We start from the raw sequence: 14,642 nt of genomic DNA, 5'->3' as shown, positions 1-14,642 counted from the left end.
CCGCGAAGAGATGCCCAAGAGATGCCCACGAGAAGACACCTGCGGAGACACCTGCGGAGACACCTGCGGAGACACCTACGAGACCGCCTTCTCGGCGTACATCTTCGCGATGACGGCCTCGATGTCCGGCTCCCGCACCGACAGGTCCACCAGCGGATACTCGGCCGCGACGGCCGCCACCAGCGGCGCCGCCGACTGCCCCGCCGGGAACGCCAGCCACTGCCGCGGCCCCTCCACCCGCACCACCCGGCACGACGGCACCTCGATCGGCGGCAGCTCCCGCTCCAGGTCCACCACCAGCGTCCGCTCGCCCTCCCCGGCCTCGTGCAGCCCCGCGAGCGGACCGTCGTACATCAGCCGCCCATGGTCGATCACCATCACCCGCGAGCACACCTGCTCGATGTCCTGCAGATCGTGCGTCGTCAGCAGCACCGTCGTCCCGCGCTCGGCGTTCAACTCCCGCAGGAATCCCCGCACCTTCGCCTTCGACACCACATCCAGGCCGATCGTCGGCTCGTCCAGGTACAGCACCTCCGGATCGTGCAGCAGGGCCGCCGCGATGTCCCCGCGCATCCGCTGGCCCAGCGACAGCTGCCGCACCGGCACGTCCAACAGGGCCTCCAGCTCCAGCAGTTCCACGCAGCGGTCCAGGTTCTGCCGGTAACGGGCGTCCGGGATGCGGTACATGCGGTGCGCCAGCCGGTAGGAGTCGATCAGCGGCAGGTCCCACCACAGCGTCGTCCGCTGCCCGAACACCACCCCGATCCGGTGCGCCAAACGCGTCCGCTCCCGCGAGGGATCGATCCCCGCCACCCGCAGCCGGCCCGCGCTCGGCGTCAGGATGCCGGTCAGCATCTTGATCGTCGTCGACTTCCCGGCCCCGTTCGGACCGATGTAGCCGACCATCTCACCGCGCGCCACGCTGAAGGAGATCGAGTCCACCGCCCGCACCTGCCGCCGCTCCCGCTTCAGGAACCCGGTCCTCCTGCGCACCTCGAAGACCTTCTCGACCCCGTCCACCTCGATGAAGGCGTCCACCGCTAACTCCCTGTACTCCGATACGACCGAAGGCCCACCCGCCACGCCAGCCCCGCCGCCGCGCAGCACACCACCGCCACCAGCGGCGGCGCGAACGCCGCCCACTGCGGCACGCCGTCCAGCGGATACGGCTGCCCCAGCACATAGGCCGCCGGCACCCAGTTGACGAAGGCCAGCGGGAGCATGAACGTCACCCCGCGCACCAACTCCTTGCCGAACACGGTTGGCGGGTACTGCAACAGCGTCTGGCCGCCGTACGTGAACGCGTTCTGCACCTCGGACGCGTCCTGTGCCACGAACTGGAAAGCCGCCCCCGCCACGAACACCGCCGAGAAGATCACCCCACCGCAGACCAGCATCCCCGGCACCATCAGCACCTTGACCGGCGTCCAGCCGATGTCCGACGCGACCAGCGCGTAGCCCAGCACCAGCGACCCCTGCATGATCCGGCTGATCCGGCGCAACGCGAACCGGTCGGCAGCGACCTGCGCCAGCACCGGCGCGGGCCGCACCAGCAGGGTGTCGAGCGTGCCGTCGCGCACCCGCTTGCCGAGCCGGTCCGCCGAGCCGATCACCAGGTCCGCGAACCCGAACGAGGTCGCCGACAGCCCGTACAGGAACGCGACCTCGGGCAGCGAGTAGCCGCCGAGGACGTCGACCCGCGAGAACATCAGCAGGATCGACACGAAGTCGAGGCCGGTCACCAGCAGGCCACCGACCACGCTGATCGCGAAGGACACCCGGTAGGTCAGCGTGGAGCGGATCCACATCCCGGAGATCAACCGGTAGGCGCGCAGCCCCTCGGCCAGGGCGTTGTACTCAGCCACCCTGCACCACCACCCGTCGCGCCGCCGCCGTCTGCGCCAGCCGTCCGGCCGCCAGCAGCACCACCGCCCACGCCGCCTGGAAGACGAAGGCGGGCAGCGGGTCGGCCTCGCCCATCAGCACGTCCGCGGGCACCTGGAGCTGCGCCGCCCACGGCAGCACCCGTACGACCTCACCGAGCGTCCCCGGGAAGGCGTTCAGCGGCAGGACCATCCCCGAACAGAAGATGCCCGTGATCATCAGCGTCTGCAGCGCCCCCGTGCCGTCCAGCAGCCAGAACCCGCTCAGCGCCACCAGGTAGCGGATCCCGAAGCTGACGATCATCGCGAGCGCGACAGAAATCAGGAAGGCCAGCCACCTGCCCGGATCGTCCGGGAGCGCCGTCGGGAACACCAGCGCCCCGAAGGCGAACGGGATCACTCCACGCCCGAGCAGCTGGAACAGCGCCCGTCCCAAATCGTTCGCGAGCCACCACACTTGGAGATCCGCCGGCCGGTACAGATCGATCGCGACCTCACCCGTACGGATGCGTTCCATGAACTCGGTCTCGAAGCCGCCCCCCTGAATCGACAAAGTCGCGTACAGTGCCTGCCCCAGCCACACGAAGGTGACCGCCTGTGCCTGGTCATAGCCTCCGAGGTGCGGTTTCTGGTCCCACAGCGCCAGGTAGGTGTAGACGAGAATCAGCCCGAAGACCGTGTTGGTGAACACCCCTGCCGCAGTGGCCGCCCGATACGTCGCGTACCGTCTGAATCCACCCGCCGCGACGGCCGCGTACAACCGTCCCGCGCCCACGCCAGTCGACCTCCCTGGACCGCTCGACACCGAAGCGCAGGAGCCTAGTCCGGAGGACCGGCGACCGGCCACGCATTTTCCGCCCCGGAAGCGTGCCGGAATCCGGGAACGGAACGCCAGGTGCGACAGTCTTCAAACCGGGGGCGCTAGTAAGGCGTACGAGGCGTACGGGAAACGTACGACGCGAAACAGGAGTCCGTGCACGAGATGAGCGACGAGCCGCAGCCGCAGCAGCACACCCAGGGCGGGGCCCCAGAAGAACCGCTGCAGGCTGAAGGGCCCGGAGAGCCGGGGTCCACCGCCCGGAGCCGCGAGGAGCGGACTCCGAAGACGCCCGCCGGCGAAACCGCCGCCGAGAAGGACGGGTCCGGGGACCGGAAGGGCCAGGACGGGGGCCGAGAGCAGGGCAGCTCGCAGCAGGACCGTCCGGGTTCGGCCTCGGCCGCCGGGTCGGCTCGGGGTGCCCAGGGCCAGGACGGTTCGGCGGCTTCGGGTGCCGAGGGCCGGGACGGTTCGGCGGCTCCGGGTGCCCGGGGCCAGGCGGGTGCGGCGGACCGGACGTCCGGGGGGCAGCCGCTTCCGGCCGCCGGTGCCGGTGCCGACCAGGCCGCGCGGGCTCGTCGGGCGGCTCAGGCGAGCCGTGCGGGGAGGACGGAAGGCCGGGGCATCCAGGTGGGTACGGGAGCCGAGGAGTCCCAGAAGTCCCAGAAGTCCGAGTCGTCCGTGGAGTCGCAGGGTTCTACCGAGTCCCGTCAGCCCGAGCAGCCTCCGGCGTCCGGCAGGTCGCAGGCGTCCGGGAACGCCGAGGGGCCCGAGAAGTCCCAGGGGTCTGGCGGGTTCCGTGCGTTCGACAAGGCGCAGGCGTCGTCCGACAGGCCTCAGGCGTCCGGCAAGGCTCAGGGTGCTGAGAAGCCCCGGGCAGCGGGGAACGCCCAGGGGTCCGACAAGCCCCAGGGATCTGCCGAGTTCCGTCCGTTCGAGAAGGCCCAGGGCTCCCAGTCATCGGTGGGGTCCCGGCTCCCCGGGCAGTCGCAGGGCTCGGCGAAGTCCGACGAGTCCCAGAAGCAGGCCGACTCGGCCACGACGTCCCAGCGGGCCGGAGTGCCCCAGCAGTCCGGGCGGGCCCAGGCGGACGACAGGTCGCACGAGTCCGGGCAGCCCAACGCGGCGGAGAGCACCCAGGTCCTCCGGCGTATCAAGGCACCCCGGGCTTCCCAGGAGGGGAACCAGGGAGCCGCCGCCTCCCAGGCCTCCGGCGAGGCTCCGGCACCCGCCGAGAGCACGCAGGTCCTCCGCCGGATCAAGGCTCCTGGCCAGGCCGCGTCGGCTCAGCCGAACCGGCCGAACCAGTCGAGTCCGTCGAGCCCGTCGAGCCCGTCGGCCCAGCCGGGCCAGCCGAACCGGCCGGGCCAGCCGAACCGGCCCGGCAAGGGGAGCGCCGCTGCTCAGGCCGCCGCGGCCGGCGGTGCTGCGGCGAGCGCCGCCGCCATGGCCGCCGGGGCCGCTGCCTCCGCCGCCCCGAAGTCCCCGGCCGCCTCCGCGGCCGGTGCCGGTGCTGCGGCCGGTGCCGGTGCTGCAGCTGCGGCCGACGCTGCGGCTGCGGGTGGCCCCGCTGCCGCCCGCGCCGCCCGCGCCGCCCGCGCCACCTCCACGACCTCCACCACCCAGACCCCCGACGGCCCCCCCACCCCCCTCCCGGACAGCGGCGGCCCCGGCGGTCCCGACGGCCCTGGTGGCCCCGACGGCCCCGGCGGCGGCAAGGGCAAGAAGCCCAAGCGGCCCAAGCGGACCGGATGGCGGCGGATCATCCCCACCTGGCGGATGGTGCTCAGCACCTTCGTGATCGGCGTCCTGCTGGTCATCGGCCTGTTCTTCCTCGGCTACTCGCTCGTGAAGATCCCGCCCGCCAACGCCCTCGCCACCAAGCAGAGCAACGTCTACCTCTACGCCGACGGCTCCCAGCTCGCCCGCGACGGCCAGATCAACCGCGAGAACGTCGACCTCTCCCAGGTCTCCAAGGCCGCCCAGCACGCCGTCCTGGCCGCCGAGGACCGCGACTTCTACACCGAGTCCGCCATCGACCCCAAGGCCATGCTCCGCGCCGGCTGGAACACCGCCACCGGCAAGGGCAAGCAGTCCGGCTCGACGATCACCCAGCAGTACGTGAAGAACTACTACCTGGCCCAGGAACAGACGGTCACCCGTAAGGCCAAGGAGTTCTTCATCTCGATCAAGCTGGACCGCAACAAGTCCAAGGCCGACATCCTCGAGGGCTACCTCAACACCAGCTACTTCGGCCGCAACGCCTACGGCATCCAGGCCGCCGCCCAGGCCTACTACGGCGTGGACGCCGCCGACCTCGACCCGGCCCGCGCCGCCTACCTCGCCGCCCTCGTCAACGCACCGAGCGAGTACGACGTCGTAGCCCACCCCGAGAACAAGGCCGCCGCCCTCGCCCGCTGGAACTACGTCCTGGACGGCATGGTCACGAAGGGCTGGCTCAGCGAGACCAAGCGCGCCGGCATGAAGTTCCCCATGCCGAAGGAGCAGACCATCTCCACCGGTCTCTCCGGCCAGCGCGGCTACCTCGTCGAGGCGGTCAAGCACTACCTGACCACCAACAACATCATCGACCCCGACAAGCTGGCCCTCGGCGGCTACCGCATCACCACCACCATCCAGAAGGACAAGCAGGACGCCTTCGTCAAGGCCGTCGACGACCAGCTGATGTCCAAGCTGGACAAGAAGAACAACAAGGTCGACAACGCCGTCCGCGCCGGCGGCGCCTCCGTCGACCCCAAGACCGGCAAGGTCGTCGCCATGTACGGCGGCGTCGACTACGTGAAGCAGTACACCAACGGCGCCACCCGCGGTGACTTCCAGGTCGGTTCCACCTTCAAGCCGTTCGTGTTCACCTCGGCGGTCCAGAACGGCTCGACCACCCAGGCCGGCCAGACCATCACCCCGAACACCTACTACGACGGCACCAACAAGCGGTCCGTCCAGGGCTGGAGCGGCGGCCCCTACGCCCCCGAGAACGAGGACTCCAAGTCCTACGGCAACATCACCGTCCGCAAGGCCACCGACCTGTCGGTGAACTCCGTGTACGCGCAGATGGCCGTCGACGTCGGCCCGTCCAAGGTCAAGCAGACCGCCGTGGCCCTCGGTGTCCCCGCCGACACCAAGGACCTCCAGCCCTACCCGTCCATCGCCCTCGGCACCGCCACCGCCAGCGTCCTGGACATGGCGGAGTCGTACGCGACCCTCGCCAACCACGGCAAGCACGGCACGTACACGATGATCGAGAAGATCACCAAGGCCGGCAGCGAGGAGATCAAGCTCCCCGACGAGCCCGTCAAGCAGGCCGTCAGCCGCGAGGCCGCCGACACCACCACCTCCGTCCTGCAGAGCGTGGTCCAGTCCGGCACCGCCACCGCCGCCCAGGCCGCCGGCCGCCCCGCCGCCGGCAAGACCGGCACCGCCGAGGAGGACACCGCCGCCTGGTTCGCGGGCTACACCCCCGACCTCGCCACCGTCGTCTCCGTCATGGGCCAGGACCCGGTCACCGCGGCCCACAAGCCGCTGTACGGCGCGATGGGCCTGCCGCGCATCAACGGCGGCGGCGCGCCCACCCAGATCTGGGCCCAGTTCACCAAGGACGCCCTCAAGGGCAAGCCGGTCACCGACTTCGACCTCCAGCTGCAGCAGGGCGCCGAGGTCCAGGCACCCGGCACGCAGGCCCCGACCGACGCCCCGACCGACGGCGCCACCACCGACGGCGGCCAGGACACCGGCGGCGCCACCACCACCGGCGGCCAGGACAACGGCGGCCCGACGGGCACCCCGACCGACGGCACCACCACCGGCGGCGGCGCCACCACCGACGGCACCACCACCGGGGGCACGACGGACGGCGGTACGACCACCACCACCGGCGGCACCACCGGGGGCGACACGGCCGGCGGCACCACGGCCGGCGACACGACCACCGGCGGAGGCACCCCCGCCGGAGGCACGACCACCGGCGGGGGTGCCCCAGGCGGCACCACAGGCACCACCGGCGGCGACGCCGGAGGCCAACCCTAGGAAGGGAAGCGCCCTAGGAAGGGAAGGGCCCTAGGAAGGAAAGGGTCACTGACCGCTGGTCGCCTTCAGCCCCACCACGGCGACCAGCAGCAGACAGACGAAGAAGATCCGGGCGGCGGTGACCGGCTCACCCAGCACCACCATGCCGAGCACCGCCGCCCCGGCCGCCCCGATCCCCACCCACACGCCATAGGCGGTACCGATCGGCAGCGACCTGGCGGCGTACGACAGCAGCACCATGCTGGCGACGATCCCGGCACCGGTGAGCACACTGGGCACGACCCGCGTGAACCCGTCGGTGTACTTCATCCCGATCGACCAGCCGACCTCGAGCAGACCGGCCACGACAAGCAGCACCCAGGCCACGACAACACACCTCCGAGACGAACGGACGACTCTCTGCGGTGCGTCGTCTTTGCCTGCATCCCGGTACGGCGCGTCTCGTCGGGCTCCTTCGAACATAGCAAGGGAACGACAAAGGGGCTGGTGACAACCGTCACCAGCCCCTCCTCAGCTTCTGATCAAAGATAAAGACCGGTGGAGTCCTCGCCGCCCTCGAACCGGTCGGCGGCCACCGCGTGCAGATCACGCTCCCGCATGAGCACGTACGCCACGCCCCGCACCTCGACCTCGGCCCGGTCCTCCGGATCGAACAGAACCCGGTCACCCGGCTCCACGGTCCGTACGTTCTGCCCCACCGCGACGACCTCGGCCCAGGCCAGCCGCCGCCCGACCGCCGCGGTCGCGGGAATCAGGATGCCGCCGCCCGACCTCCGCTCGCCCTCACCGGCGTCCTGCCGCACGAGAACCCGGTCGTGCAGCATCCGGATGGGCAGCTTGTCGTGCTGAGGGTTGCTGTTTCTGTTGGCGCTCACGCCTCGAACCTACCTGCCTGGGACGGACTCGTACGACCTCGGGCCACCACTCGTCTCCGCCCTGGTCAGCGCTTACGCCGCCGCGACCCCACCGCGAGCAGCCCCACGACCCCCACCACAACCAGTGCGACCGGCACGACCCGCTCCAGCCGCGGCGCACCCTCCTCGTCCACGAACTGCGCCCGCACCTCACTGACCACCCGGTTGACCTGGACGTAGGCCCGCCCGACCGTGTGATCGATATTGGCGACGACCTTGGCCTTGGCGTCCGCGACGATCGTCTGCGGATGCACCCGCACCCCGATCTCGTCGAGCGTCTCGGCCAGCGCTTCGCGACGGCGCCTGATGTCCGCCTCGATCTGCGCCGGGGTTCTGGTGTCCGACGTGTCCGCCACCGTACGGCCTCCGAAGTCTCCTGATGCTGTCCCGGACAGTCTGTCAGCTCCACCCTCCACCGCGCCGCAACGCCCCCCGTTACGCTGGACCGATGAGCGAGCGACTCCAGCCCGGGGACGTGGCCCCCGCCTTCACCCTGCCCGACGCCGACGGCAACGAGGTGTCCCTGTCGGACCACAAGGGCCGCAAGGTCATCGTCTACTTCTACCCCGCGGCCCTGACTCCCGGCTGCACCAAGCAGGCCTGCGACTTCACCGACAACCTCCAGGTCCTGGCCTCCGCCGGCTACGACGTCATCGGCGTCTCCCCCGACAAGCCCGAGAAGCTGGCCAAGTTCCGCGACAAGGAGTCCCTGAAGGTCACGCTGGTGGCCGACCCCGACAAGAAGGTCCTGGAGGCGTACGGCGCCTTCGGCGAGAAGAAGCTCTACGGCAAGACTGTCGTCGGAGTCATCCGCTCCACAGTGATCGTCGACGAGGACGGCAAGGTCGAACGAGCCCTCTACAACGTCAAGGCCACCGGCCACGTGGCCAAGATCATCAAGGACCTGGGGATCTGAGGGTCCGATCTTGCCGACGGACGGCTCGCACTGGGGTACTCCAGTGCGAGCCGCTTTCCATTTCCGTGCGTGACTGTCCGATAACCGGTTCGTTACTCCGTACGAGCTGCGAACGTGCAGCCAGGACGGAGGGGGCATGACCGTCAGGTACACCCGCGAACTGCTGGAGGAAGCCGCCCGCGAGACGGGGCACATCGACGACGCCGTTCGATTGTGCGGCGGCAGACCGACTCCCGGGAGCAGGCGCTACCTGCGCGAGAAGATGGCCGAGGCCGGCATAGACATCTCGCACTTCGCCACGAACCAGGTTCGGCACACGGAAGAGCGTCTACGCGCGGCTGTGGCAGTGTCGAGCAGCATCAAGGACGTCGTGCGCCATCTCGGAATCAGCCAGGTCGGGGGCAACCAGACGCACATCAGTCGCCGCATCGCTGCGCTCGGAATCGACACCTCGCACTTCACACCTGTACGCAAGGGGCGCCCGAAGGGATCGCTCGGCGGCCCGCTCACCCTGCGCGGCCCCGAAGACGGAAGGGTCCCTGGCGAGCGGCTGCTCCGAGAGCTTCTGCGTACCGGAGTCCGTGAAGTCTGCGCGGCGTGTGGCACAGGGCCGGAGTGGAACAGTAAACCGCTCCGCCTCGAAGTCGACCACATCAGCGGTGACTGGTGGGACAACCGCCCGGAGAATCTGCGGCTGCTGTGCCCTAACTGCCATGCCACGACCGACACTTACCGGGGGCGCCGGAGGCGGAGGGACGCATGAGGACTCCCAAGTACCCCAGGGATGTGCTGATGAGGACCGCCGCCGTCTCGACCAGCCTGGTGGACCTGATGCGACGGCTGGGCACGACGTTGGGCAGCGGTCCTCGGTGCTACCTGCGCCACAGGCTGGAGCACTATGGGATCGACACGTCGCACTTCGTTGAAGAGCCGCTTCCACCCCGAGAGAAGCGGTCCTATGCGCGCGAGCTGTTGGAAGAAGCGGCAGCCCGGTCCCACAAGCATCCGCGAGATGTTCGAGTATCTGGGCTATCCGCCGGATGACAGCCCTTACGGGCTCGTCAGAAAGCGACTGGAACAATTCGGCATCGACACGTCCCACTTCACACGTGGTTGCGGACGCAGTCTCGAAAATCTTCCCCGGGACGTTCTCGCATCGGCAGCCGCCCGAGCTGTCAGTGTTGCCGGCCTCCTCAGGATCCTCGGCTACCGCGACAACAATGGCGCCGCCCGCGCACGAGTGAAGCGAAGTCTGCAGGCACACGGCATCGCCACTGATCACTTCACCGGGCAAGGCCACTCTCGCGGCTCCGTGTCGCGGCACCGAAAGTCTGCCGACCAGATCCTGCGTCGAGAGGAACCAGGTTCAAACCGCACCAAGACGGTCCTGCTACGACGTGCCCTCGACGACCTCGGTGTGCCGCACATCTGTGCCGAGTGCGGCATCAGCGACATCTGGCACGGTAAGCCACTGGTCCTTGAGATCGATCACATCAACGGTGACCGGCTGGACAACCGCCGCGAAAACCTCCGGTATCTCTGCCCTTCATGCCACAGCCAGACGGACACCTACGCGAATCGATCTCGCCGTAAACCTGGTGCCCGAGGGCCGGTAGAGTAGCCAGCGCTGCGGGCCCGTACCCCAGCTGGCCAAGAGGGCGCCGGTTTAGGTCCGGTGTGTCGTGGGTTCGAGTCCCACCGGGCCCACAGGAAAGGTAGGCCCCGCACCTCCGTTTCAAGGGGTGCGGGGCCTGACCGTGAAGTCAGCCCAACAACTCCCGAACAACCGGCACCAACGCCCGAAACGCCTTCCCCCGATGGCTGATCGCGTTCTTCTCCTCAGAGGTCAGCTCGGCGCAAGTCCGCGTCTCGCCCTCCGGCTGCAGGATCGGGTCGTACCCGAAGCCGTTCGTGCCGACCGGGGCGTGCCGCAGCACCCCCCGCAGCTGCCCCTCGACCACACGCTCCCGGCCGTCCGGCAGCGCCAGGGCCGCCGCGCAGGCGAAGTGGGCGCCCCGGTGCTCCTCCGTGATGTCGGCCAGCTGGGCCAGCAGCAGCTCCAGGTTGGCGCGATCGTCCCCATGTCGTCCCGCCCAGCGGGCGGAGAAGATGCCGGGGGCGCCGTTCAGGACGTCGACGCAGAGGCCGGAGTCGTCGGCGACGGCGGGCAGGCCGGTGGCCTGGGCCAGGGCGTGTGCCTTCAGCAAGGCGTTCTCCGCGAACGTCACGCCGGTTTCCTTGACGTCGGGGATGTCGGGGTAGGCGTCGGCGCCGACCAGTTCGTGCGGCAAGCCTGCTTCGGCGAGGATGGCCCTCAGCTCGGTGATCTTTCCGGTGTTGCGGGTGGCGAGGATCAGGCGGGTCATGGGTGTCAGTATTCCTGGTCGGGATTCCTGGTCGGGATTCCTGGTCAGGCTCCGAGGCTTCTTGAGATCACGTAGATCAGCAGACCCGCGAGCGAGCCGACCACCGTGCCGTTGATCCGGATGAACTGCAGGTCGCGGCCGATGTGGGCCTCGATCTTGCGGGTGGTGTGCTCGGCGTCCCAGCCGGCCACGGTGTCGGTGATCAGGGAGGTGATCTCCTTGCGGTAGGTCGTGACGATGTGCACGGCCACGCCCTCGACCCAGCTGTCGACCTTCTCCTGCACCTTCGGTTCGGCGGCCATCCGGGAGCCCAGGGAGAGCAGGGCGGCCCGTACCCGCAGCCGCAGCTCGCTGCGTTCGTCCTCGGCCGCGGCGACGATCATGGAGCGTACGGCCGTCCAGGCGGAGGCGATCAGGTCCTGCACCTCGCCGCGGCCCAGCACCTCGCCCTTGAGCCGCTCGACCCGCGCCCGGGTGTCCGTGTCGGACTGGAGGTCGGAGGCGAAGTCGGTGAGGAAGCGGTCGAGGGCGCCGCGTGCGGGGTGGGAGGGCATGTCGCGCATCTCGGTGACGAAGCGCAGCAGCTCCTTGTAGACGCGGTCGCCGACCTTCCGGTCCACGAACCGCGGGGTCCAGCCGGGTGCGCCGCCCTCCACGGCGACCATCACGTCGTCCCGGTGGATGACCAGCCAGTCGTGGGCGCGGGTGACCACGAGGTCGACCACCCGTTTGTGGCCGCCGTCGGCGACGATCTTCTCCAGCATCTTGCCGATGCCGGGTGCGATCTCCTGGGCCTCGGCGCGCCGGGTGATCGCCTCTGCGACGACCGCCTGTACGTCGGAGTCGCGCAGCACGGTCAGGGCGCCTCTGAGGGCGGTGGCCAGTTCCGCGGTGACCCGGTCGGCGTGGTCGGGTTCGGCGAGCCAGGCGCCGAGCCGGCTGCCGATGCCGACGGCGCGCAGTCGCTGTCGTACGACGTCCTGGGAGAGGAAGTTCTCGCCGACGAACTCGCCGAGCGAGACGCCGAGCTGGTCCTTCTTGGTCGGGATGATCGCGGTGTGCGGGATGGGCAGCCCGAGGGGGTGCCGGAAGAGGGCGGTGACCGCGAACCAGTCGGCCAGGGCGCCGACCATGCCGGCTTCGGCGGCGGCGGCCACGTAGCCCGTCCAGGGGCCGGCGCCTTCGTGCGAGGCCCAGGTGGCCAGCGCGTAGACGACCGCCACGAACAGCAGCAGGCCGGCCGCCGTCAGTTTCATGTGCCGTACCCCGCGCCGGCGCTCCTCGTCGGCCGGGGTGAAGGCGGTCATGGTCCGGTACGACGTGGTCCGGCTCGGTGTTTCCGTCTCCGTACGTTCCATCAGCTCCACCCGTTCAGCTCCACCCGTCCGGTGATCCCGCACACAATTGTCCCTTCCTGACCGACTCCCGGAACGGAACAGGAGTTCCCGGCGTCTGTCCGGAGGGGGGTTTTGGGCAGGGCCCTGTCAGCTCTCCCGGGCCCATGAGCGATCATGGGCTCTTCAGACCGGAGCCTCGGGCTCCCATTTCCCGGGGGAGAACAACGGAAGCATGACCAAGAGTCGTGGTTATGCCGTTCTCAGTGCGGTTGTCGCGCTGGTCGTGGCCGTGTGCGCCGTCATCTACGTCACCGTGGCGGCCGACGACGGCACCCCTCGCGGCGTCTTCGCGGGCGGCCGCCCGCACCACGACTCGTCGGTCGCTCCCGCCTCGACCGGCACCTGGGTCGGCGCCTGGTCCACGGCGCCCGCGGGCGGCGAGCCGGGCACGGAGACCGAGGGCCTGGCCGGCCGCTCGGTGCGGAACGTGGTGCACGCGAGCACCGGAGGGACGAGCGCCCGGATCACGCTGTCGAACCTGTACGGCCAGTCCCCGCTGACGATCACGCACGCCTCCCTCGCCCTCTCGGCGGGTGACGGCACCGCCGCGGCCGACGCGGAAACGATGCGGCGCCTCACCTTCAACGGCAGCGTCGGCGTCGTCATACCGGCCGGCGGCCAGGTGCTCAGCGACGCGGTGCGTCTGACCATCCCGCACGGCACGGACGTCCTGGTCACCACGTACTCGCCGACCCCGTCCGGCCCGGTGACGTACCACCCGCACGCGCGGCAGCTGTCGTACGTCGCCCAGGGCGACCGCACCGAGGACGCGACCGGCACCCCGTACACCGAACAGACCCCGTACTGGCGCTATCTGACGGCCCTCGACGTCCTGAGCAACGAGGCCACCGGCACGGTCGTCGTGTTCGGTGACTCCATCACCGACGGCATAACCTCCACCGTCGGCGCCAACCACCGCTGGACCGACGTCCTCTCCGGCCGCCTGCGCACGGCCGTAGAGAGCGGCGACACGCTGCCCCGCTACGGCATCGTCAACGAGGGCATCAGCGGCAACCAGGTCCTCGCCGACGGCCTCGGCCGGCCCGCCGAGAACCAGAGCGGCCTGGGCCGCTTCGGCCGGGACGCGCTCTCCCGGACCAACGTCAAGGTCGTCGTCATCGACCTCGGCATCAACGACATCCTGCGCAACCCGAAGCTCGCCGACCCGGACCGGATCGCCGACGGCCTGCGCACCCTGGTCCGCCAGGCTCACGCCCGCGGTCTGAAGGTCGTCGGCGCCACCCTCATGCCGTTCGAGGGCCACCGCGGCTGGACTCCGGCCCGGGAGGCGGTGCGCCAGCAGGTCAACGCGCAGATCCGGGCGGGCCGGGTGTACGACGCCGTAGTCGACTTCGACAAGTCCCTCAGGGACCCCTACGACCCGCGCCGCCTGCGCTCCGAGTACGACTCCGGGGATCATCTGCACCCCAGCGACCTGGGCTTCGGCAAGATGGGCGAGGTCTTCGACCTGAACGCGCTCAAGGGCGCGGGGCAGACGGAGCTGTAGGGACCGGGACTGCCGTCACTGTTCCGGGCGCCGGGCGCCGGGCGGTCCTGTCCCGTCGCCGGAGCAGCAGCAGCCCGCCGGCCATGGCGGTGACGCTCGCTGCTCCCGCGGCCTTGACGAGACTCCGGCGGCTGATGGTCTGAGGTGTCACGCGCATGTCCCGGAGACGGACGACATCCGCCGCCGATAACAGAAACTCAGGCTCCGGTCGTCGACCCCGGCCGCACGATCATCAGGATCGTCACGGCCGCCCACAGCAGGTTGAACACCCCTGTGAACATGGCCAGTCGTACGGTCTTCTCGCGTGTCCCCTCACCTTCCACGAGCGCGGTCTGGGCGGGCAGCACCAGCGCGGCGAGCACGAGGGCGGCCAGCGCCGTGAGTGCGATGGACGCGATCAGCCAGGCGCCGCCGAGCACGCCCATGGTGCTTGCGGTGGCGAACCCGAAGACCGGGACGACGACACCGGCGACGGCGTAGACCTTGCAGATACGGTGCAGCAGCTGCAGCGTCTCCGCGGCCCGGGCGTCGTCCGGGGCGGCCAGGGCCCGGCGGGCGGCGGGCGGGAACATGCTGGCGGCGACGGTTACGGGCCCGATGGCGACGATCGCGGCGAGGACGTGGACGGCGAGGAGGAACTTGGTCACGGGGGGAGGCTAGGCGGGCGGCGGATCCCGGGAAAAGTGGCGGGATTGCCAGCGGGTGACGGATTCTCGCCAGTTCCTTGTCCTCAGGTATCAGGGGAGACGGGCTGCTCTGTCAGGTTGGCGACAATCCGCTGTACGGCTAGTTTCCTGC

At 69.9% G+C, this 14,642-nt stretch carries 14 protein-coding genes, 1 tRNA gene and 1 riboswitch; of the genes, 6 read left to right on the top strand and 9 right to left on the bottom strand.

The features are described from left to right. Positions 1-75: 75 nt before the first annotated feature. From ACFYZZ_RS14800 to ACFYZZ_RS14790, 3 genes are read right to left on the bottom strand one after another with little or no spacing between them, the layout of a single operon-like run. The gene (locus tag ACFYZZ_RS14800) at positions 76-1,083 is read right to left on the bottom strand and encodes an ATP-binding cassette domain-containing protein (protein ID WP_389175468.1); all 1,008 of its coding nucleotides are present in this window, start codon (positions 1,081-1,083) and stop codon (positions 76-78) included. Next, positions 1,041-1,808, bottom strand: coding sequence for an ABC transporter permease (locus ACFYZZ_RS14795; RefSeq protein ID WP_389175776.1), 768 nt, complete (start codon positions 1,806-1,808; stop codon positions 1,041-1,043). Before ACFYZZ_RS14795 ends, ACFYZZ_RS14800 begins: the two co-directional genes overlap by 43 nt. A gap of 49 nt (positions 1,809-1,857) precedes the next feature. Next, a complete protein-coding gene (locus tag ACFYZZ_RS14790; RefSeq protein ID WP_389175465.1) occupies positions 1,858-2,658 on the bottom strand; it encodes an ABC transporter permease in 801 nt (266 codons plus the stop codon). A 1,488-nt stretch (positions 2,659-4,146) separates the two neighbouring features. Here ACFYZZ_RS14790 and ACFYZZ_RS14785 point away from each other — a divergent pair. Beyond that, entirely contained in the window at positions 4,147-6,744 is a 2,598-nt protein-coding gene (locus tag ACFYZZ_RS14785) for a transglycosylase domain-containing protein (RefSeq protein ID WP_389175775.1), read from the top strand. A 45-nt stretch (positions 6,745-6,789) separates the two neighbouring features. Here the strand turns inward: ACFYZZ_RS14785 and ACFYZZ_RS14780 are convergent, their stop codons facing one another. The 3 genes from ACFYZZ_RS14780 to ACFYZZ_RS14770 all read right to left on the bottom strand — a co-directional run bounded on the left by ACFYZZ_RS14780 (position 6,790) and on the right by ACFYZZ_RS14770 (position 8,014). Further along, complete coding sequence (locus ACFYZZ_RS14780; RefSeq protein WP_389175463.1) at positions 6,790-7,110, bottom strand: DMT family transporter; 321 nt, start codon at positions 7,108-7,110, stop codon at positions 6,790-6,792. Between the two features lie 37 nt (positions 7,111-7,147). Continuing rightward, a riboswitch (guanidine-III (ykkC-III) riboswitch) is annotated at positions 7,148-7,218 on the bottom strand. Between the two features lie 47 nt (positions 7,219-7,265). After that, positions 7,266-7,568, bottom strand: coding sequence for a GroES family chaperonin (locus ACFYZZ_RS14775; RefSeq protein ID WP_385165896.1), 303 nt, complete (start codon positions 7,566-7,568; stop codon positions 7,266-7,268). Positions 7,569-7,684: 116 nt separating this feature from the next. Next, positions 7,685-8,014 carry a DUF3618 domain-containing protein gene (locus tag ACFYZZ_RS14770; RefSeq protein ID WP_389175460.1) on the bottom strand — a complete coding sequence of 110 codons (330 nt, stop codon included), beginning with the start codon at positions 8,012-8,014 and terminating at the stop codon, positions 7,685-7,687. A gap of 92 nt (positions 8,015-8,106) precedes the next feature. On the opposite strand from ACFYZZ_RS14770, the gene bcp reads away from it, so the two are divergent. The 4 genes from bcp (at position 8,107) to ACFYZZ_RS14750 (ending at position 10,281) form a co-directional block, all read left to right on the top strand. After that, the gene (bcp, locus tag ACFYZZ_RS14765) at positions 8,107-8,574 is read left to right on the top strand and encodes a thioredoxin-dependent thiol peroxidase (protein WP_389175459.1); all 468 of its coding nucleotides are present in this window, start codon (positions 8,107-8,109) and stop codon (positions 8,572-8,574) included. Between the two features lie 136 nt (positions 8,575-8,710). Next, positions 8,711-9,337, top strand: coding sequence for an HNH endonuclease (locus ACFYZZ_RS14760; protein ID WP_389175456.1), 627 nt, complete (start codon positions 8,711-8,713; stop codon positions 9,335-9,337). 249 nt (positions 9,338-9,586) lie between these two features. Continuing rightward, a complete protein-coding gene (locus ACFYZZ_RS14755; protein WP_389175453.1) occupies positions 9,587-10,195 on the top strand; it encodes an HNH endonuclease in 609 nt (202 codons plus the stop codon). A gap of 10 nt (positions 10,196-10,205) precedes the next feature. After that, a tRNA-Leu gene (locus ACFYZZ_RS14750) sits at positions 10,206-10,281 on the top strand. Positions 10,282-10,337: 56 nt separating this feature from the next. Here ACFYZZ_RS14750 and rdgB read toward each other — a convergent pair. Both rdgB and ACFYZZ_RS14740 read right to left on the bottom strand, forming a co-directional pair. Next, on the bottom strand, positions 10,338-10,940 hold the full coding sequence (gene rdgB, locus ACFYZZ_RS14745) for an RdgB/HAM1 family non-canonical purine NTP pyrophosphatase (RefSeq protein WP_389175450.1): 603 nt from the start codon (positions 10,938-10,940) through the stop codon (positions 10,338-10,340). Between the two features lie 44 nt (positions 10,941-10,984). Next, positions 10,985-12,298, bottom strand: coding sequence for a DUF445 domain-containing protein (locus ACFYZZ_RS14740; RefSeq protein WP_389175448.1), 1,314 nt, complete (start codon positions 12,296-12,298; stop codon positions 10,985-10,987). Positions 12,299-12,509: 211 nt separating this feature from the next. Between ACFYZZ_RS14740 and ACFYZZ_RS14735 the strand changes: the two genes are divergently transcribed. Continuing rightward, positions 12,510-13,844, top strand: a complete 1,335-nt coding sequence (locus ACFYZZ_RS14735) for an SGNH/GDSL hydrolase family protein (protein WP_389175445.1) — start codon at positions 12,510-12,512, stop codon at positions 13,842-13,844. A gap of 197 nt (positions 13,845-14,041) precedes the next feature. On the opposite strand, the gene ACFYZZ_RS14730 is transcribed toward ACFYZZ_RS14735, so the two are convergent. Next, entirely contained in the window at positions 14,042-14,491 is a 450-nt protein-coding gene (locus tag ACFYZZ_RS14730; protein ID WP_389175442.1) for a hypothetical protein, read from the bottom strand. Between the last annotated feature and the right edge of the window lie 151 nt (positions 14,492-14,642).

It is taken from the genome of Streptomyces sp. NPDC001816 (genome assembly GCF_042892235.1).
Taxonomy (GTDB): Bacteria; Actinomycetota; Actinomycetes; order Streptomycetales; family Streptomycetaceae; genus Streptomyces.
This window is presented reverse-complemented; position numbering and strand designations above follow the sequence as displayed.

What these genes read in the sequence shown, in the direction of transcription:
- ACFYZZ_RS14760 (WP_389175456.1), top strand. Translation starts at nt 8,711, where the DNA reads ATGACCGTCAGGTACACCCGCGAACTGCTGGAGGAAGCCGCCCGCGAG.
- ACFYZZ_RS14740 (WP_389175448.1), bottom strand. Translation starts at nt 12,298, where the DNA reads ATGGAACGTACGGAGACGGAAACACCGAGCCGGACCACGTCGTACCGG.
- ACFYZZ_RS14735 (WP_389175445.1), top strand. Translation starts at nt 12,510, where the DNA reads ATGACCAAGAGTCGTGGTTATGCCGTTCTCAGTGCGGTTGTCGCGCTG.
- rdgB (WP_389175450.1), bottom strand. Translation starts at nt 10,940, where the DNA reads ATGACCCGCCTGATCCTCGCCACCCGCAACACCGGAAAGATCACCGAG.
- ACFYZZ_RS14795 (WP_389175776.1), bottom strand. Translation starts at nt 1,808, where the DNA reads ATGTGGATCCGCTCCACGCTGACCTACCGGGTGTCCTTCGCGATCAGC.
- ACFYZZ_RS14755 (WP_389175453.1), top strand. Translation starts at nt 9,587, where the DNA reads ATGTTCGAGTATCTGGGCTATCCGCCGGATGACAGCCCTTACGGGCTC.
- ACFYZZ_RS14785 (WP_389175775.1), top strand. Translation starts at nt 4,147, where the DNA reads ATGGCCGCCGGGGCCGCTGCCTCCGCCGCCCCGAAGTCCCCGGCCGCC.
- bcp (WP_389175459.1), top strand. Translation starts at nt 8,107, where the DNA reads ATGAGCGAGCGACTCCAGCCCGGGGACGTGGCCCCCGCCTTCACCCTG.
- ACFYZZ_RS14775 (WP_385165896.1), bottom strand. Translation starts at nt 7,568, where the DNA reads ATGCTGCACGACCGGGTTCTCGTGCGGCAGGACGCCGGTGAGGGCGAG.